Raw genomic sequence first — 18,003 nt, 5'->3', positions numbered from 1 at the left:
AACCTCTCACGGGAGTTCCCTTGCCTTTCTCCGTCATCCTGATCGTCCTGTTCGCCGCGTTGCTGCACGCGACTTGGAACGCGCTGATTCGCAGCAGTGGAAGCCGCCTCTGGTCGTCGACCGTCCTGTGCATCGCGATGGGCCTCTTCGCACTGTGCTTCGTTCCGCTGCGGCCGATTCCGCCAAGCGACAGCTGGGCCTACATCGTCGCTTCCGCCGTGCTGCACGTCGTGTACAACCTGATGCTCGTGCGCGCGTACCAGCGAGGCGAATTGAGCGTCGCCTATCCGATCGCGCGCGGCACGTCGCCCGTGCTCGTCACGACGGGCGCAGCGCTGTTCGCGGGCGAACGCATCGGCGCGCCGACGCTGCTCGGCCTGCTGCTGATCTCCGGCGGCATCTTCGCCGTGGGCCTCGACCGGCGCGCGCTCGGCGACGATGCATGGACGCGCGCGCTGCCCGACGCGCTCGGCACCGGCGCGTCGATCGCCGCGTACAGCGTCGTGGACGGCATCGGCGCGCGCGCGGCCGGCGACAGCATCGGCTACGCAGCCTGGATGTTCGCGCTCACCGCGCTGATGATGCTGCCGACCTACTGGCTGCTCGAAGGACGCCTGACGCTCGGCGGCCGCAAACGGGAGCTGGTCAAGGCGGGCTTCGGCGGCATGTCGGCCGCGCTCGGCTACGGCATCGTCATCTGGGCGATGAAGCAAGGCGCGATGGGGCCCGTGTCGTCGCTGCGGGAAACGAGCGTGGTGTTCGCGGCGCTGATCGGACGTTTCTTTCTGTCCGAGCCGGCTTCGGCCAGGAAGGTGCTGGGCTGCTCGATCATCACGACGGGCACCGTCCTGATCGGCTTTTCCGGCGCGTTGACGAAGTAGACGGACCTCGCATGAACGACGGCGAGCGCGGCCGCGCGCGCGACGGCGTTCGGCATCCCAATCAACCTCAACGGAGCATCGCCATGCATGCAATCATCCTGGAAGACACGACGCTGCGGGACGGCGAGCAATCGCCCGGAATCGCGTTTTCGAGGCCGCGCAAGAAAGCGATCTTCGGCGCGCTCGTCGACGCGGGCGTCCGATGGCTCGAAATCGGCATTCCGGCGATGGGCGGCGAGGAGCTGCTCACCATCCGCGAACTGCTCGAACGCAAGAACGAAGCGCATCTCGTCGGCTGGAACCGCGGCGTGCGCAACGATGTCGAGCAGTCGCTCGACCTCGGATTCGAGGCGATCCACATCGGCTTGCCGACGTCGGCCATTCATCTGAACGACAGCGTCAAGAAGGACCGCCAATGGCTGCTCGACAGCTCCGCCGATCTCGTGAAGCTCGCGAAGGATCGCGGCGCGTTCGTGTCGATCAGCGCGGAGGACGTCGGCCGCTCAGACATTTCGTTCGTCGAAGCGTATGCCGCGCACGTCGCGCACGCAGGCGCGGACCGCATCCGGCTGTCCGACACGATAGGCATCCTCACGCCCGAGCAGTACGGGGACATCGTCGCGCGCGTGAAGCGCGCATCGGGCATCGCGGTGCAATGCCACGCGCACAACGATTTCGGATTCGCGACCGCCAATACGATCGCCGGGCTGCTCGCCGGCGCGACGTTCTTCCACGTCACCGTCAACGGCATCGGCGAGCGCGCGGGCATGCCCGATCTCGCGCAAACGGCGATGGCGCTGCAGCGGCTCTACCACGCGGACCTCGGCATCGACACGACGAAGCTCATCGCGCTCAGCCGGCTCGTCAGCGAAGCGTCGCACGTGCCTTGCCCGCCGTGGCAGCCGGTCGTCGGCGGCAACGTGTTCGCGCACGAGTCCGGCATCCACGCGAACGGCACGCTGCGCAACAGCAGCGCGTTCGAGCCGTTTCCGCCGGAAATCGTCGGCGGCGAGCGGCGGATCGTCATCGGCAAGCATTCCGGCCGCGCTTCGATCGCGCATGTGCTCGAGCAACAGGGCATTCGCGCGGCGGACGCGGAATTGGGCGCATGCCTCGACGAAGTGCGCACGCAGTCGATGCATCGCGAGCGGGCGCTCGACGTGGACGAACTGCTCGGCATCTATGCGTCGGTTCACGCGGAATTCGAGCGAGCGAGCGCGTCGCCGCTCGGGCGCTAGCGACAGGTCGTTCGCGTTTCGTCGCCGCGCGCCGCACTGCGACGCGCCGCACGCCCGGCGCCCGGCATGCGCGGAACGCGCCGCTCAACGCAGCATGAACGACATCGCCGACAGACAGTTCAACGTCCGCACGACGTGCTCGATCGACGGCGCGGAGAACCGCAGCGTGACCGCGTCGACGCGTTCGAGCGACGGCCATTGGCAAAACAGATCGGCGGCCGCGACGGTCTGCGCCTGCAACGCGCAGATCGCCGCGCGCGGTGCGCGCGGACGCGCCATGTGCGCGGCCTCGCGCGCGTGCTCGACCGCCTGCCGCGCCGCGACGCCGAGCGCCGCGCACGCGGCGGCGGGCGTCATCGACGCGCCGCTCGCGAACCCCGTCGCCTCCTTCACGGTCACGAAGCGCGCCGCCGGAAACAGCGGCCGCGTCTCGTCGACGAATACGTCGTCGCCGGACAGCAGCACGACGTGCGCGCCGTACTCGTGCGCGAGCGCGCCATAGAGCCCCGCTTCGCCGATTTCACGTCCGTCGAGCAGCACGCGCGCGAACGCGAAGCTGTTGATCGTGTGCGCGAGCAGGCCGCGCGTCTGCGCCTTCGCGTGATAGCCGATCATGAACACGAGATCCGGCCCGCCTTCGAGGCCCGCCATCATCCCGAGCGTGCGCGGCTTGCCGAGCACGACGCGCGCGCGGGCGTCAAGGCCGTCCGGCAGCAGGTTGCGAAAGCCGCCGTGCGAATCGTTGACCCACACGCGCGTCGCGCCGCCCGCGAACGCGCCTTCGGCGGCCGCGTTCGCCTCAGCCGTCATCCAGCGGCGCGCGCGTTCGTATTCGGGATTGCCCGCGCGCGTCTGCTCGGCGTTCACGACGCCCGCAATCCCTTCGATATCGGTCGAAATCAGGACTTTCATCAGTCTCCCGCGCGCGATTCGCGCAGCCATCGTTCGAGTTCCGGCGCCGCGTCGCGCAGCGCGCGGCGCGCGTGGCCGTCGCGGCCCACGGCGCTCGTCGCCTGCCACAGCGCATCGACGATCGCCTGCTCGACGCTGTCGGCCGCGGCGGCGAACAGCGGATCGAGCGCCGCATCGGCGACGAGCGCCGGCAGCGCGACGCGCTCGGCGTCGTGCGGCACCGTGTATGCGGTCGAGAACGCGAGCGCGATGTCGCCGCTGCCGTGGCCGTACACCGAGCCCGTGCGCGCCAGGCCCGCGGCCGCGCGCAGCGCGACGCGCTTCAGCTGCCGCGACGACAGCGGCGCGTCGGTCGCGACGAGCATGATGATCGAGCCTTGCTCGGGCGGCGGCGCGTCCGGATGCGAAGCGGCGGCGTCCGGCACGCCGCGCGGCGCGATCCCGCCGCCCGCGCCATCCGGATCGCCCGAACGGCCCGTCTTGCCTGAGCCGCCCGCATCCCGCCCGGCGATCATCCGGCCGACCGGCACGCCCGCGATCGTCAGCATCGGCAGGCGTCCGAAATTCGCGAGCACGAGCGCGCCGACCGTCCACGCGTCGCCCGCCGCGCGCACGACGCGCGACGCCGAGCCGATCCCGCCTTTCAGGTCGAAGCACGACATTCCGCGTCCCGCGCCCACCGCGCCGCGCGCGAACGCGGGCCGCGCATCGGCGAGCGCCTGCGCGTAATGCGCGGGCGTCACTGCGAACGCGTGAAGATCGTTCAGATAGCCGTCGTTGCACTCGAACACGAGCGGATTGACGGTCGGCCATGCGCGGCCGATCCGCGGATTCGCATCGATCGCCGCACGGATCTGCGCGTGCGCGACCGCGGCGACGCCGAATGTGTTCGTCAGCGCGAGCGGCGTCTCGAGCACGCCGAGCTCGTCGACCTGCACGAGCCCGATGCTCTTGCCGAAGCCGTTGATCACGGCGGCGGCGGCGGGCGCCTTGTCGCGATAGACGTCGCCCCCGTGCGGCCGCACGACGGTCACGCCGGTCTGCACGCCGTGCGCGTCGAGCGTCGCATGGCCGACCGTCACGCCCGCGACGTCGGCGAGGCTGCCGAGCGGCCCGGCAGGCAGCGCACCGACATGCGGCGCCGCCGCGGCCGGCGCGCGTTCGGAAGACGCGCCCATCACTGCCGCTCCAGCTTCGGATCGAGCGCGTCGCGCAGCCCGTCGCCGAGCAGGTTGAATGCGAGCACGGTCAGGAAGATCGCGATGCTCGGCATCAGCGCGACGTGCGGCGCGTTGACCATGTCGGCGCGCGCCTCGTTGAGCATCGCGCCCCACTCGGGCGTCGGCGGCTGCGCGCCGAGGCCGAGGAACGACAGGCTCGCCGCCGTGATGATCGACGTGCCGATCCGCATCGTGAAGTAGACGACGATCGACGACACCGTGCCCGGCAGGATGTGCCGCATGATGATCGTGCGATCGGACGCGCCGATGCTGCGCGCGGCCTCGACGTAGGTCATCTGCTTGAGCGCGAGCGTGTTGCCGCGCACGAGCCGCGCGAACGCGGGCACGCTGAACACGGCCACCGCGCAGATCACGTTGATCATCCCGTTGCCGAGGATCGCGACGACGCCGATCGCGAGCAGGATTCCCGGAAACGCGAACAGCACGTCGGCGACGCGCATCGTCGCGCGGTCCCACCAGCCTTCGTAGTAGCCGGCGAGCAGGCCGAAGAACGTGCCGATCACGGCGCCGAGCGCGACCGACAGGAAGCCCGCGGCGAGCGAGATCCGCGCGCCCGCGGCGATCCGGCTGAAGATGTCGCGTCCGAGCGAATCGACGCCGAACCAGTGCGCGGCCGACGGCCCCGCGTTCAGGGCGTCGTAGTCGAAATAGTTCTCCGGATCGTACGGCACGACATGCGGGCCGACGATCGCGACGACGACGAGCAGCAGCACGAACGCGCCCGCCGCGAGCGCGACGTGCTGCTTCTTGAACTTGCGCCAGAACTCGCTCCACGGCGTGCGGATCGCGGTCGACGCGGCGGCCGTGGCGGAGGCGGAGGAGGTGGAAACAGTCGCGTTCATGCGCGCCTCACTTGAAACGGATCGTCGGGTTGATGACCGCGTACAGCACGTCGACGGTCAGATTGATCAGGATGAACTCGAGCGAGAACAGCAGCACGATCGCCTGGATCACCGGGTAGTCGCGCATCGTCACCGCATCGACGAGGAGGCGCCCGAGCCCCGGCCAGTTGAACACCGCCTCGACGACGATCGACCCGCCGAGCAGGAAACCGAACTGCAGCCCCATCATCGTGACGACCGGAATCATCGCGTTGCGCAGGCAGTGCTTCAGCACGACCATCGGCTCGCGCACGCCTTTCGCGCGCGCGGTGCGCACGAAATCCTCGTGCAGCACTTCGACGAACGACGCGCGCGTGAAGCGCGCCATCACCGCCGCCACGGCCGCGCCGAGCGTCAGCGACGGCAGCACGTAGCTCCGCCACGAGCCGTCCGGCACGACGGGCAGCCAGCCGAGCTTCACCGAGAATACTTCCATCAGCAGCATCCCGAGCGCGAACGCCGGAAACGAGATGCCCGACACCGCGAGCGTCATCCCGATGCGGTCCGGCCAGCGGTTGCGCCACACCGCCGACGCGATGCCGATCGCCATCCCGAAGAGCGTCGCCCAGACCATGCTGACGAGGGTCAGCGACAGCGTCGGCATGAAGCGCTCGCCGATCTCGGTCGAAACAGGCCGCTTGCTGCGTGTCGACGTGCCGAAATCGAAATGCGCGATCCGCACGAAGAAGTTCGCGAACTGCGCCGGCAGCGGCTTGTCGAGGCCGAGATCGGCGCGCACGAGCGCGACCGTCGCGTCGTCGGCCTCGGGCCCGGCCGCGAGCCGCGCGGGATCGCCCGGCAGCAGGTGGACGAACAGGAACACGAGCACCGCGACGCTCACGAGCGTCGGCAGGAGCCCGAACAATCGTTTGACCAGAAAATTCAGCATGCGCTTGCACCTCGATGCGGCGCGCGGTCGGACCGCGCGCCGCGTATGCCCGAAGCGACCGGATCGTTCGGATCGTTCGGGCCGTTTCGCGTCACTTGATCGCGATCTCGTCGAAATTGAACGAGCCGTCCGGCATCACGTACGCGCCCTGCAGACGCTTGCTGCGCGCGTAGACGATCTTTTCCTGCACGAGCGGAATCCACGGCGCGTCGGACCAGATGCGTTTTTGCGCGTCCGCGTACAGCTCGGCCTTCTTCGCGCGATCGGTCGTCGCGAGCGCCTTCGCGAGATCGGCGTCGACCGCGTCGTTCTTGTAGTACGCGGTGTTCACGAGCTTCGGCGGAAACGACGAAGAAGCCAGCAGCGGCGTGATCGCCCAGTCCGACTCGCCCGTCGACGCGGACCAGCCGATGTAGTACATCCGCACGGGCGCCTTCGCCGGGTCCTGCGCGCTCTCGACCTTCGCCACCCGCTCGCCCGCCTCGAGCGCCTGCACCTGCGCCTTCACGCCCACTTGCGCGAGCTGCTGCTGGACGAACTGGATCGCCTTTTGCGACGTCGAGTTGTTGTACGCGGACCAGAGCGTCGTCTCGAAGCCGTTCGGATAGCCCGCCTCCTTCAGGAGCGCGCGCGCCTTCGCCGGGTCGTACGGCCACGGGCCGAGCTTCACCGCGTAGTCGACGCCCTGCGGCACGATGCCCGTCGCGGGCGTCGCGTTGCCGGCGAACGCGACCTTCGCGAGCGCGTCCTTGTTGACCGCGTAGTTGAGCGCCTGGCGGACCTTCGGGTTATCGAACGGCTTCTGCATCACGTTCAGGCTGACGTAGCGCTGGATGATCGACGCGCGCTCGATCACGTCGACCTTCGCGTTCGCCTTCAGGTCGGCCGTCTGCTCAAACGGGATGCGAAACGCGAAGTCGGCCTCGCCTGTCTTCACCAGCGCGGCGCGCGTGTTGTTGTCGACGACGGGCTTCCAGTCGATCGCGTCGATCTTCGGATAGCCCGGCTTCCAGTAGCCGGCGAACTTCTTTACCTTCAGGTCGTCGGTCTGCTTCCATTCGACGAACTCGAACGGACCGGTGCCGACCGGATGCAGCGCGATGTCGCGCCCGTATTTCTTCAGCGCGGTGGGCGAGATCATCACGGCGGACGGGTGCGCGAGCACGTTGACGAACGCCGAGAACGGCTCGGTCAGCGTGACCTTCACCGTGTACGGATCGACGACCTCGGTCTTCGCGATCCGGCGGAACAGGTTGTAGCGCTTGAGCTTGTTCGCCGGGTCGGTCACGCGGTCGAAGTTCGCCTTCACCGCGGCCGCGGTGAAATCCGTGCCGTCCTGGAACTTCACGCCCTGGCGCAGCTTGATCGTGTAGACCTTCGCGTCGGGACTCGCGTCGTAGCCGGTCGCGAGCACGTTCACGAGCTTCATGTCCTTGTCGAAGCCGAACAGGCCCTGATAGAACGACTTCGACACCGCCTGCGACAGCGTGTCGTTCGAATCGTACGGGTCGAGCGTCGTGAACGTCGAATCGACGGCCATCACCGCGGTCCGCTCGGCGAACGCGAGCGAGGCGGACGACATCGCGATGACGCCTGCGCAAGCGGCGATCAGCGCGCGCGGCGAGAACGGCAAGAACGAATGCGGCGTAGTCATGTGTGGGCTCCTTTGCGATGCTTCGGTAGTGCGTGGATCTGGGATCGTGTGGTCCTGCTGCCGTGCGTTCCGCGAATCCGGAATCCTGATGTTCCGGAATCCTGCGTGACGGGCTTCCTGCGGTCTTCCTTGCTTCCCTTCGTGATTCGATGCTGCCTGCGTGTTGCGTTTGCGTGACCGTCGCGCCGCGCCGTCAGCGCTTCGCGTGTGTGTGTGTGTGCAAGCTTCAATACGCGCCGCCAACCCGATGCTCGGCGACGAAGTGCCCCGGCCCAACCGCGACGAGCGGCGCGACGACAGGCTCGTCGCCAATCGCGCGGATCGGGCTCGGCAGATCGTCGGCGGGCAGCGTGCGCTGCGCGTGGCGGCGCGCGGGATCGGCGATCGGCACCGCGCTCATCAGCTTCTTCGTGTACGGATGGCGCGGCGTCTCGAACACCGCGCGGCGCGGGCCGATCTCGACGATCTGGCCGAGGTACATCACCGCGACGCGATGGCTGATCCGCTCGACGACCGCCATGTCGTGCGAGATGAACAGATACGCGACGCCGAGCTCGCGCTGCAGGTCGAGCATCAGGTTGACGATCTGCGCCTGCACCGACACGTCGAGCGCCGACACCGACTCGTCGGCGATCACGACCTTCGGATTCAGCGCGAGCGCGCGCGCGATCGCGATCCGCTGCCGCTGGCCGCCGGAGAACTCGTGCGGATAGCGGCGCGCGGCGTCGGCGGGCAGGCCGACGCGATCGAGCAGCCAGTCGACGCGCGCCTGCGCCGCCTTGCCGCTCGCGACGCCGTGCACGAGCAGCGGCTCCATGATCGAGAAACCGACCGTCAAGCGCGGGTTCAGCGACGCGAACGGATCCTGGAAGATGAACTGGATGTTTCGGCGCAGCGCCTGCAACTCGCGGCCCTTCAGCGCGCGGATCTCGCGGCCTTCGAATTCGATCGAGCCGCTCAGGCTGTCGACGAGGCGCAGCAGCGAGCGGCCCGTCGTCGACTTGCCGCAGCCCGACTCGCCGACGAGCGCGAGCGTCTCGCCCGCGCGCAGATCGAAGCTCACGCGCTCGACCGCATGCACGCATTGCGACACGCGGCTGAACGCGCCGCTCTTGATCGGAAAGCGCGTGACGAGGTCGCGCACGCGCAAGAGCGGCGCGGACGAAGGGTCGACCGCCGCTTGCGCGGAAGGCGGCGCGGCGAGCGCCGCCGACGCCGGCGGGGCGACCGGAGCAAGCGTCGCGTCGGGCGCCGCGGGCGTCGTGGGCGCGGCGTCACGGCTCGCGACCAGGACCGCGTCGCCCGCCACCGGATCGAAGCGCAGCAGCGGGAACTTCGCCGGCACGTCGGTGCCCTGCATCGACCCGAGCCGCGGCACCGCCGCGAGCAGCGCCTTCGTATACGGATGGGACGGCGCGGCGAAGATCGCATCGGACACGCCCTCCTCGACCTTCTCGCCGCGATACATGACGAGCACGCGATCGGCGACTTCCGCGACGACGCCCATGTCGTGCGTGATGAAGATCACGCCCATGTCCATTTCGTCCTGCAGCCCGCGGATCAACTGGAGGATCTGCGCCTGGATCGTCACGTCGAGCGCGGTCGTCGGCTCGTCGGCGATCAGCAGCGCGGGCCGACACGACAGCGCCATCGCGATCATCACGCGCTGCCGCATTCCGCCCGACAACTGATGCGGATGACGCGCAAACACGCGGCGCGCCTGCGGAATCCGCACGAGGTCGAGAAGACGCAGCGCCTCCGCGCGCGCTTCGCTCGCGCGCTTGTTCTGATGCAGCGCGATCGCCTCGCTGATCTGGTCGCCGACCGTGAAGACCGGATTGAGCGACGTCATCGGCTCCTGGAAGATCATCGCGACGTCCGCACCGCGAACCGTGCGCAGCGTCGACGGCGACGCGCGCACGAGATCGAGCGCCGCGCCATTGCGCCGGCGCAGCACGATCCTGCCGCCCGCGATCGCGCCGCCGCCGTGCTCGACGAGGCGCATCAGCGCGAGCGACGTCACCGACTTGCCGGAGCCCGATTCGCCGACGATCGCGAGCGTCTCGCCACGATCGACGTGGAACGACAGCCCGCGCACCGCGTCGAACGCGGCGCCCTCGCGGCGGAACGTGACGGACAGCCCGTCGACTTCGAGCACGCGCTGCTCGGGCAGGCTCGGGGCGGATCGGCTCGCGCTCATCTGGCTCTCCTGTTTCTGCGATCGGACGGCCGCGCCGTCACGCCGCCTCTTCGCGGTAGATCGCGGTCACGGGCGTCTCGCCGACGCGCGCGTAGCCGCGATACATCCCTTCGGTATTGAACGGCATCGCGAGATTGCCGCGCGCATCGATCGCGATGATCCCGCCGCGGCCGGCGATCCGCGGCAGCTTGTTCATCACGACGTCGTACGCGGCCGATGCGAGCGTCGCGCCGCGGTATTCGATCTGCGCGGACACGTCGTACGCGGACGCGAGCCGGATGAACATCTCGCCCGTGCCCGTCGACGACACCGCGCACGTCGCATCGTTCGCGTAGCAGCCCGCGCCGATGATCGGCGTGTCGCCGACGCGCCCCGGCTGCTTGTTCGTGATCCCGCCCGTCGACGTGGCCGCGGCGAGATGGCCGCGCAGATCGCGCGCGACCGCGCCGACCGTGCCGTGCTTGCGGTCCGGATCGAGCGGCTGCGGCGCGAACGCGGCGCCGTTGCCGTTGCCGAACGCGAGCGTCGCCGCGTCGTGGTCGAGCAGCACGCCCGACGACTGTCGCGCCTTCAGCCACTGCGCGCGGCGGAACTCGGTGTCGAAGTAGCCCGGCTCGGCGAGGTCGAGCCCCTGCGCGGCCGCGAACGCGTCGGCGCCCGCGCCCGCGAACATCACGTGCTCGCTCGCCTCGAGCACGCGCCGCGCGGCGAGCACCGGGTTGCGCACGCGCGTCGCGCAGCAGATCGCGCCCGCCTTCAGCGTCGCGCCGTCCATGATCGCGGCGTCGAGCTCGTGCGTGCCGTCGGCCGTGTAGACGGCGCCGCGCCCCGCGTTGAAGAGCGGGCAGTCCTCGAGCATTCGCACCGCCACGCTGACCGCGTCGAGCGCGCTGCCGCCGTCGGCGAGCACGGCCTGCGCGGCGGCGAGGATCGCGTTCAGTTCGGCGCGGTACTGCGCTTCGGCGTCGGCCGTCATCGCGTTGCGCAGGATCGTGCCTGCGCCGCCGTGAATCGCAACGATTGCGGGTGAAGTCATCAGTCGGTTTTCCTGGAACGGCGCGGCGGGCGAAGCGGCGCGGCGGTCGCGCCGCGCGCTTCGAGCCACGGCAGCATGAATTCGGTTACTTCGGCGGCGGCGCGCGCCGAGCGCTGCGAGCGATGCGCGACCGCGTCGATCAGCGCTTCGACGAGCGCGAGCACCGCGGCCTCGGATGTCGCCGCGAGCCGCCGCTCGGCATTCACGTAGAGCGCGCGCATCGCGAACGACGCGATCGGCGACTCCGGCCCGTCGGTGATCGCGAGCACCGGCGCGCCCCGCTCGACCGCGCGGCGTGTGAGCTCGATCGTGTCGTACACGTAGCGCGGAAACGCGATCGCGACGACGAGATCGTCGTCGCGCGCGCTGAACAGGCGTCGCGCGGCGTCGGTCGGGCCGCCGAGCAGCGCGAGCGACTGCACGTTGTCGCGGTACACGGACAGCCCGTGCTCCATCAATCCGGCGAGAAACGCGCTCGCGCCCATTCCGACGATGAAGATCCGGCGCGCGGCGAGCAGCGAATCGACGGCCGCCTCGACGTTCGCGCGATCGAGCCGCGCGCGCGTGCGTTCGAGGTTCGCGACCGCTTGCTCGAAGCTCGCATCGATCAGTTCGCCGCCGCGCGCGCCCGCTTCGCGCTCCTGCGCGGAGCGCAGCCGCTCGACGGGCGCGAGCGTCGCCTCGAAGCCGCGCACGAGCGCCGCGCGCAGCGCCGGATAGCCGTCGAAGCCGAGTGCGCGCGCGAAGCGGTTCGCGGTCGCGATCGACGCATCGACCGCGTTCGCGAGCTCGTCGATGCGCATCGTCGCCGCGCGGAACGGATGGGCGAGCACGTACTCGCCCATCCGCCGATGAATCGGCGTAAGCGACGGCAGCGCGGCGGCGAGGCGCGCGGAGATCGACGGTTCGGCGTCGAGCGGCGTGGCGGTCGGACTGGAACTGGGCATGCGGCGGATACGGTGCGGCGGATGTCGATGAAAGTAAATTTACACAATTGGCGAAACGAAAAAAATAAATTTTCATCGGGGTTTGCACTGTCTCCGGACGATCGCCGGAAACCCGCGCCAGATAGTGCGCACGAGGCAATCCGCCCCGCTTTTCCGGGCAGCTTCGCCGAATAGCTTACAATCTGTCAGTTTCAGCCTGCATCCTCGCTGCTCCCGCCCCTCCACCCTGCGCTTCGCGCGCGCGTTGCCGCAGCCGGACCGTCCGCGCCGTCCCGGCACCGGCCTCGGCTGACGCGCACACCCCGCGACGCCCGTTTTTCCGGAAACCCACCCCATGCCCTCATCCCGACCTACGCCGCGCACGACGCTCAAGCCGCAAGTCGTCGTGCCGTCACTCGCCGTGATCGGCGCGCTCCTCGCCGTCTGCGCGCTGCGGCCAAACGAAGCGGGCGTGCTCTTCGGCGCCGGCCAGCAATGGATCATCGAGCGTTTCGACTGGTTCTACGTACTCGCGATCACGACCTTCCTGATCTTCCTCGTGCTGATCGCGGCAAGCCGCTTCGGCAACATCAAGCTCGGCCCCGACGACGCCGAGCCCGAATTCAGCTTCGTGTCGTGGACCGCGATGCTGTTCGCGGCCGGCATGGGCATCGGCCTCATGTACTTCGGCGTCGGCGAGCCGATCCAGCACTACCTGTTGCCGCCGACGGCCGCAGGCGGCACGCCCGCCGCCGCGCAGGAGGCGATGCTGATGTCGTTCTTCCACTGGGGGCTGCACGCGTGGGCGACCTACGGCGTGATGGGTCTCGTGCTCGCGTACTTCGGCTTTCGCTACAACCTGCCGCTCACGCTGCGCTCGGGCCTCTATCCGGTGCTGCGCGAAGGCGTGAACGGCTGGATCGGCCACACGGTCGACGCGTTCGCGCTCGTCGGCACGGTCGCCGGGATCGCGGTGACGCTCGGCTACGGCGTGCTGCAGCTGAGCGCGGGCCTGCATACGGTCGCCGGCTGGGATACCGACAGCGATATGTTCCGCGTCGGCCTCGTCGCGGTCGTCGTCACGCTGGCCGGACTCTCCGCCGCGAGCGGGCTCGACAAGGGCGTGCGCCGGCTGTCCGAGCTAAACCTGATGCTCGCGTTCGCGCTGCTTGCGTTCGTCGTCATCGCGGGGCCGACGTCGTTCCTGCTGCGCGCGATGGGCGACAACATCGGCGAATATCTGTCGAAGCTCGTGTCGCTGTCGTTTCGCACGTACGCGTACGAAACGCCGAACGAGAAAGGCTGGTTCGGCGGCTGGACGCTGCTCTACTGGGCGTGGTGGGTGTCGTGGTCGCCGTTCGTCGGGATGTTCATCGCGCGCATCTCGCGCGGCCGCACGATCCGCCAGTTCGTGATCGGCGTGCTGCTCGTGCCGACCGCGTTCAATCTCGTCTGGATGACCGCGTTCGGCAACAGCGCGATCTGGATCGACACGCACGCGGCCGCGGGCGCGCTCACGCAGACCGCGACCAACGTCGACGCGCTGCTGTTCCGCTTCTTCGATTACCTGCCGCTCACGCAACTGCTGTCGCTCGCGGCGATCGTGCTGATCGCGGTGTTCTTCGTGACGTCGGCCGATTCGGGCGCGTTCGTGATCGACGCGATCGCGACGCGCGGCGCCGCGCATTCGCCCGTCTGGCAGCGGCTCTTCTGGGCGGCCGTGCTCGGCGTGACGGCGTCGGTGCTGCTCGTCGCAGGCGGGCTGAAGGCGCTGCAGGCGCTGACGCTCGTCGCCGCGCTGCCCGTCGCGCTCGTGATGCTCGCGCTCTGCTACGGGCTCTGGCGCGGCCTGAAGGCCGACCACGCGCACTACTCGCAGGACATGGCGCCCGCGACGAGTTTCTGGACCGGCCAGCACTGGCGTCACCGTCTGTCGCAGATCCTGCGGCAGACGACCGACACCGAGGCCCGGCAGTTCGTCGCGGAGACGGTCGAGCCCGCGCTGCGCAAGGTCGCGGGCGAATTGAAGGCGGGCGGCGTCGACGCGCACGTCGCGCGCGACGACGACGACGCGGTGCGCCTCACGGTGCCCGCGCCCGCGCAGCGCGACTTCGTGTACGGCGCGCGGGTGTCGCGCAAGTCCGCGCCCGCGTTCCGGATCCGCGAGGCGGCCGAGCCCGAGGCGCAGCGCGAGCACGTGTACGAAGTGCTGACGTTCTTCGCGGACGGGCGGCTCGGCTACGACATCGAGTATCTGCGCGGCGACGAGATCATCGCCGACGTGCTGCGGCAGTACGAGCGCTACGTGTCGCTCGCGGCGGATACGCGCACGCATCTGCTGAACCGCGCGCCCGAGCATGCGGGGCCGGATGGGCAGGGCTAGCGGCCGGCGCGTGCGCGGCGCAGACCGCTGTCGTCCGCTGTCGTCCGCTGTCGTCCGCTGCAGACGATGCAGACGATGCGGACGATGCGGACGATGCGGATGCGCCGCGCCGAATCGCGACGCGGCGCGCCCGACGCCGCACCTTCGCGCATCGACCGGCGCGACGCCGCGCACCGCCTTTCGTCACGCCGCGCAAACGCCGCGCCGGCCCGCCGATGACATGTGATTACACGCGATAGACCGCGTCGCGCACCTCGACCGTCAACGGCCCCGACATCCCTTCATACGCGGTGTTCGTCATCAGCAGCACGGTCAGGCCGCGCGCCGCGTCGACGAACCACGAATGCCCGTAGACGCCGCCCCATTGCATCGTGCCCGCGCTTTGCGGCGACTGCGCGAGCGCCGGATCGGACAGCACCGCGCCGCCATAGCCGAAGCCCCAGCCGGGCCCGCGCGTCTCGGCGGCGGGCCCGGTGTGATCGGTGCGCATTGCCGCGACGAGCGCCGCCGGCAAGAATCCGTCGCCGCCCGTGCGAATCGTCTCGAGCATGCGCAGCACGTCGTCCGCGCTGCCGTACATCCCCGCGCCGCCCGATGGAAACGCCGACGCGTCGAACGCGCGCGACGGCGCGAAGCGCACCGCGACCCCATGCCCTTCGGGCAGCGGCACGTCGAGGTTGTCGATGATTCTCGCGGGTTCCGGCACGGCGTTCGCGTAAGCGACCGCGAAGCGCGCGGGATCGGATGCGACGAAGCCCGTGTCGCGCATCCCGAGCGGCGACGTGACGAGCTGCGCGACCGCGTCGGGCAGCGCGAGCCCCGTCACGCGCTCGATCGCCGCGCCGAGCACGTCGAGCGAGAGCGAATAGCGCCACGCGCCGCCGGGCTCGAATGCGAGCGGCGCGGCCGCGATGCGCCGCAGGTTCTCCGCGAGATCGAAGTCGACGCGATCGATTCCGTCCGAGATGCCGAGCGTGTGGTAGATCGAGCCCGGTTCTTCGAGCAGCCCGTAGCTCAACCCCGCCGTGTGCGTCAGCAATTGATGCACGGTGAGCGCGGGTGCGCGGCCGTCGGACAGCTTCGGCGCGAACGCGGGCAGCCACCGCGTGATCGGCGCGTCGAGCGCGATCCGGCCGTCGGCGACGAGGCGCAGCACGGCGGCGGCCACGATCGGCTTCGTGATCGACGACAGGCGGAACAGCGTGTCCTCGCGCATCGGCCGCTGCGTTTCGCGCTCCGCGAAGCCGTGCGCGCGCCGGTAGACCACTTCGCCGTGCCGCGCGACGAGCGCGACCGCGCCGACGACGCGCCGCTCGGCCAGCGCCGTCTCGAGCACGCGATCGAGCCGCTCGGCGAGCGCGGTGTCGTCCGTTGCGGCGGATGCCGCGGATGCGGGGGCGTCGAAAACCGATTTCATCGTGCAGATCCTCGTGGGTCGCAAAGCGTCGATTCTAGACAGACCGCGCGGATTCCGCTGGCGTCGCCCCGATTCTGACAAAGGCAACGTGCGCAACCTGTGCGCGTTCGATGCGAATCGTTAAGATAGCCGGCCGTTTCCGACTTTTCCGACACGAAGAGGTGCCGATTCGATGACCGCCCCCGCCACGCTCGCCGCCGCCGGCACGACGCCTTTCGCCGAATGGTTCGGACTCGGCACGCTGGCGGCGCCGTATCTGTTCGGCCTCGGCTGGGCGCTGTACTCCGCGTTCAGGCAAGCGCGCGGGCGCGGGTACTGGCTCGCGTGCGCCGCGCTGATCGTCGCGGGCACCGCGTGCGCGCTGCTCGCGAAGCCATACCCGCCCGGCTCCGGCGAGATGCCGCCCGGCTTCGGGCTCGGCGTGCTCGTCGTGATGCTCGGCATCGCGGGCACGACGGCCGGCTGCGCGTGGCAGGCGCTCGCGCGGCTGCGGCGCGAGCGCCGGTAGGCGCGCCGCGCCCCCGCTGCAGCATGACGACCGACTTCAGCCGGGAACCGCGCGACGTCCGCTCGTTTGCGAGCGGCGCCGACCTCGTCGTGATCGTCACTGCGATCGCGGCGGTCGTGGGCGGCGTCATCGCGCCTTGTTTTTCCCGAAATATCGGATATACCTAATCCATATTTCCGCTCGGAAGCACCACAAGCGGCACGACACGCGCCGCCCCGGATCGACGCTCGAACGTCGGCCGCCGCGCGGCGCACGGGACCCGTCGCGCGCGTCCGGCAGGATGCTCCGCGACGCCGTTTGCGCGTAAGAAGGAGAAGATCGTGGCGAAGATCCTGGAAAATATCGGGCACGTCGTCGTCGTGATGTTCGAGAACCGCTCGTTCGACACAATGCTCGGCTGGCTCTATCCGCCCGGCTCGCAACCCGCGCACGTGCTGCCCCCGCGCAGCTCGCCGCAGTTCGACGGCCTGAAGCCCGAGATGGCGAATCCGTCTACGGCCGGCAAGACGATCCCCGTCACGCGGGAAGCCGCGAACAGCGTGATCCCCGATCCGCAGGAGACCTTCGTCAACGTGACGAGCCAGATCCTCGGCCCGAGCGACGCGAACGCGCCGTGGCCGCCGATGCAGGGCTTCGTCGTCAATTACGAAACGACGCAGACGACCGATCCGAGCCACGTGATGCAATGCCACAGCATCGTGCAGTTGCCGACGCTGACGGCGCTCGCGCGCGCGTACGCGGTGTCCGACGCGTGGTTCGCGTCGGTGCCGAGCCAGACCTGGCCGAACCGCGCGTTCGCGCACGCGGGCACGTCGAACGGACACGTGAACAACGGCGCGATGCCCGATCCGCTCGCATGGAACGTGCCGACGATCTTCGACGTGCTGACGTCGATCGGCGCGAGCTGGGCGGTGTACAGCGACACGATCGTCACGCCGTCGCTGACGCACACGATGTTTCCGACGCTGTGGGCCGACACGATGGCCGATCATTTCAAGCATTTCGTGGACTTCGTCGCCGCGTGCCGGCACGACGCGCTGCCGCAATACGCGTTCATCGAGCCGAGCTTCCTGTTCGAGCCGAACGACCAGCATCCGCCGCACGACGTGCGCGCGGGCGACACGTTCCTGCACGACATCTGGACGGCGGTCAGCACGTCGCCCGGCTGGCCCCGCACGCTGCTCGTCGTGACCTACGACGAGCACGGCGGCTGCTTCGATCATGTCCTGCCGCCCGCGAACGCGACGCCGCCCGACGACGCGAGCAACCCCGGCGACGAGACATTCGGCTTTCATCGCTTCGGCGTGCGCGTGCCGGCCGTCGTCGTGTCGCCGTACATCGAAGCGGGCACCGTGTTCCGCTCGCCGACCGCCGTCCCGTACGACCACACGTCGATCCTCGCGACGCTGCGCGACTGGCTCGGCATCCCGCCCGACAAGATGCTGAAGAGCGCGCGAATCGCGAACGCGCCGACGCTCGCGCAACTCTTCACGCGCGACACGCCGCGCACCGATCTGCCGGCGATCATCGCGCCGGCCATGGACTTCGTTCATCCGCCGCCCACCGCACCCCTCAACGATCTGCAAAAGAGCCTCGTGACAGGCACGTCGCGGCGCGACGGGCTCGATCCGGCCGCGAGCCTCGCGCCGATGACGACGCGCCAGCACGCGCTCGATTTCTTCGCGCGCCGGGCATCGGGCAAGCCCGCGTAGCGGCCCGTGCCAAACGCCTGCCGGACGCCGGCGCGCCGGACGAACGTTTCGCTCGAAGCCCACAAAATCCGGCATGATGGGTGCGTGCAATCAAACGAATGCGATCCGCGCGCCGACCGCGCCGC

15 protein-coding genes are annotated in these 18,003 nt (G+C 69.5%); 6 read left to right on the top strand and 9 right to left on the bottom strand.

The features are described 5' to 3' along the window. Positions 1–20: 20 nt before the first annotated feature. Both WS62_RS15950 and WS62_RS15945 read left to right on the top strand, forming a co-directional pair. Positions 21–881 (top strand): DMT family transporter, encoded by an 861-nt coding sequence (locus WS62_RS15950; protein WP_066572429.1) that lies wholly within the window; start codon positions 21–23, stop codon positions 879–881. Positions 882–964: 83 nt separating this feature from the next. Next, complete coding sequence (locus tag WS62_RS15945) at positions 965–2,119, top strand: homocitrate synthase/isopropylmalate synthase family protein (RefSeq protein WP_066572485.1); 1,155 nt, start codon at positions 965–967, stop codon at positions 2,117–2,119. An 84-nt stretch (positions 2,120–2,203) separates the two neighbouring features. On the opposite strand, the gene WS62_RS15940 is transcribed toward WS62_RS15945, so the two are convergent. From WS62_RS15940 to WS62_RS15905, 8 genes are all read right to left on the bottom strand, one after another. Continuing rightward, complete coding sequence (locus WS62_RS15940; RefSeq protein WP_066572427.1) at positions 2,204–3,031, bottom strand: M55 family metallopeptidase; 828 nt, start codon at positions 3,029–3,031, stop codon at positions 2,204–2,206. Continuing rightward, a complete protein-coding gene (locus WS62_RS15935; RefSeq protein ID WP_066572424.1) occupies positions 3,031–4,209 on the bottom strand; it encodes a DmpA family aminopeptidase in 1,179 nt (392 codons plus the stop codon). The genes WS62_RS15940 and WS62_RS15935 overlap by 1 nt, the downstream gene beginning before the upstream one ends. Further along, positions 4,209–5,114 carry a glutathione ABC transporter permease GsiD gene (gene gsiD / locus WS62_RS15930; protein WP_066572421.1) on the bottom strand — a complete coding sequence of 302 codons (906 nt, stop codon included), beginning with the start codon at positions 5,112–5,114 and terminating at the stop codon, positions 4,209–4,211. Before gsiD ends, WS62_RS15935 begins: the two co-directional genes overlap by 1 nt. Positions 5,115–5,121: 7 nt before the next feature. Then, positions 5,122–6,042 carry a glutathione ABC transporter permease GsiC gene (gsiC, locus tag WS62_RS15925; protein ID WP_066572412.1) on the bottom strand — a complete coding sequence of 307 codons (921 nt, stop codon included), beginning with the start codon at positions 6,040–6,042 and terminating at the stop codon, positions 5,122–5,124. 91 nt (positions 6,043–6,133) lie between these two features. Then, positions 6,134–7,696, bottom strand: a complete 1,563-nt coding sequence (gsiB, locus tag WS62_RS15920) for a glutathione ABC transporter substrate-binding protein GsiB (protein ID WP_066572410.1) — start codon at positions 7,694–7,696, stop codon at positions 6,134–6,136. A 226-nt stretch (positions 7,697–7,922) separates the two neighbouring features. Continuing rightward, positions 7,923–9,896, bottom strand: coding sequence for a dipeptide ABC transporter ATP-binding protein (locus tag WS62_RS15915; protein ID WP_066572408.1), 1,974 nt, complete (start codon positions 9,894–9,896; stop codon positions 7,923–7,925). 37 nt (positions 9,897–9,933) lie between these two features. Next, positions 9,934–10,932, bottom strand: a complete 999-nt coding sequence (locus WS62_RS15910; protein ID WP_066572406.1) for an isoaspartyl peptidase/L-asparaginase family protein — start codon at positions 10,930–10,932, stop codon at positions 9,934–9,936. After that, on the bottom strand, positions 10,932–11,879 hold the full coding sequence (locus WS62_RS15905; RefSeq protein ID WP_066572404.1) for a MurR/RpiR family transcriptional regulator: 948 nt from the start codon (positions 11,877–11,879) through the stop codon (positions 10,932–10,934). The genes WS62_RS15910 and WS62_RS15905 overlap by 1 nt, the downstream gene beginning before the upstream one ends. Before the next feature lie 334 nt (positions 11,880–12,213). Here WS62_RS15905 and WS62_RS15900 point away from each other — a divergent pair, with 334 nt between their 5' ends. Beyond that, positions 12,214–14,241 carry a BCCT family transporter gene (locus tag WS62_RS15900; RefSeq protein ID WP_066572401.1) on the top strand — a complete coding sequence of 676 codons (2,028 nt, stop codon included), beginning with the start codon at positions 12,214–12,216 and terminating at the stop codon, positions 14,239–14,241. A 226-nt stretch (positions 14,242–14,467) separates the two neighbouring features. On the opposite strand, the gene WS62_RS15895 is transcribed toward WS62_RS15900, so the two are convergent. Continuing rightward, positions 14,468–15,658, bottom strand: coding sequence for a serine hydrolase domain-containing protein (locus WS62_RS15895; RefSeq protein WP_066572398.1), 1,191 nt, complete (start codon positions 15,656–15,658; stop codon positions 14,468–14,470). Positions 15,659–15,830: 172 nt separating this feature from the next. On the opposite strand from WS62_RS15895, the gene WS62_RS15890 reads away from it, so the two are divergent. The 3 genes from WS62_RS15890 to WS62_RS15885 all read left to right on the top strand — a co-directional run bounded on the left by WS62_RS15890 (position 15,831) and on the right by WS62_RS15885 (position 17,878). Further along, positions 15,831–16,166 carry a hypothetical protein gene (locus tag WS62_RS15890; RefSeq protein WP_066572396.1) on the top strand — a complete coding sequence of 112 codons (336 nt, stop codon included), beginning with the start codon at positions 15,831–15,833 and terminating at the stop codon, positions 16,164–16,166. A gap of 23 nt (positions 16,167–16,189) precedes the next feature. Next, positions 16,190–16,333: a hypothetical protein gene (locus WS62_RS36490; protein ID WP_156441002.1), complete on the top strand. Its 144-nt coding sequence runs from the start codon at positions 16,190–16,192 to the stop codon at positions 16,331–16,333. 153 nt (positions 16,334–16,486) lie between these two features. Then, the gene (locus WS62_RS15885) at positions 16,487–17,878 is read left to right on the top strand and encodes an alkaline phosphatase family protein (protein ID WP_066572394.1); all 1,392 of its coding nucleotides are present in this window, start codon (positions 16,487–16,489) and stop codon (positions 17,876–17,878) included. The last annotated feature ends 125 nt before the right edge of the window (positions 17,879–18,003 follow it).

Origin of the sequence: Burkholderia sp. ABCPW 14, from assembly GCF_001523835.1 — a bacterium.
In the GTDB taxonomy this organism is placed as follows: Bacteria; Pseudomonadota; Gammaproteobacteria; order Burkholderiales; family Burkholderiaceae; genus Burkholderia; species Burkholderia mayonis.
The sequence above is the reverse complement of the archived record's forward strand: the minus strand, read 5'-3'. Positions and strand labels throughout refer to the sequence as shown.

What these genes read in the sequence shown, in the direction of transcription:
- WS62_RS15915 (WP_066572408.1), bottom strand. Translation starts at nt 9,896, where the DNA reads ATGAGCGCGAGCCGATCCGCCCCGAGCCTGCCCGAGCAGCGCGTGCTC.
- WS62_RS15900 (WP_066572401.1), top strand. Translation starts at nt 12,214, where the DNA reads ATGCCCTCATCCCGACCTACGCCGCGCACGACGCTCAAGCCGCAAGTC.
- gsiD (WP_066572421.1), bottom strand. Translation starts at nt 5,114, where the DNA reads ATGAACGCGACTGTTTCCACCTCCTCCGCCTCCGCCACGGCCGCCGCG.
- WS62_RS15905 (WP_066572404.1), bottom strand. Translation starts at nt 11,879, where the DNA reads ATGCCCAGTTCCAGTCCGACCGCCACGCCGCTCGACGCCGAACCGTCG.
- WS62_RS15935 (WP_066572424.1), bottom strand. Translation starts at nt 4,209, where the DNA reads ATGGGCGCGTCTTCCGAACGCGCGCCGGCCGCGGCGGCGCCGCATGTC.
- gsiB (WP_066572410.1), bottom strand. Translation starts at nt 7,696, where the DNA reads ATGACTACGCCGCATTCGTTCTTGCCGTTCTCGCCGCGCGCGCTGATC.
- WS62_RS15910 (WP_066572406.1), bottom strand. Translation starts at nt 10,932, where the DNA reads ATGACTTCACCCGCAATCGTTGCGATTCACGGCGGCGCAGGCACGATC.
- WS62_RS15940 (WP_066572427.1), bottom strand. Translation starts at nt 3,031, where the DNA reads ATGAAAGTCCTGATTTCGACCGATATCGAAGGGATTGCGGGCGTCGTG.
- gsiC (WP_066572412.1), bottom strand. Translation starts at nt 6,042, where the DNA reads ATGCTGAATTTTCTGGTCAAACGATTGTTCGGGCTCCTGCCGACGCTC.
- WS62_RS15945 (WP_066572485.1), top strand. Translation starts at nt 965, where the DNA reads ATGCATGCAATCATCCTGGAAGACACGACGCTGCGGGACGGCGAGCAA.
- WS62_RS15890 (WP_066572396.1), top strand. Translation starts at nt 15,831, where the DNA reads ATGACCGCCCCCGCCACGCTCGCCGCCGCCGGCACGACGCCTTTCGCC.
- WS62_RS15895 (WP_066572398.1), bottom strand. Translation starts at nt 15,658, where the DNA reads ATGAAATCGGTTTTCGACGCCCCCGCATCCGCGGCATCCGCCGCAACG.
- WS62_RS36490 (WP_156441002.1), top strand. Translation starts at nt 16,190, where the DNA reads ATGACGACCGACTTCAGCCGGGAACCGCGCGACGTCCGCTCGTTTGCG.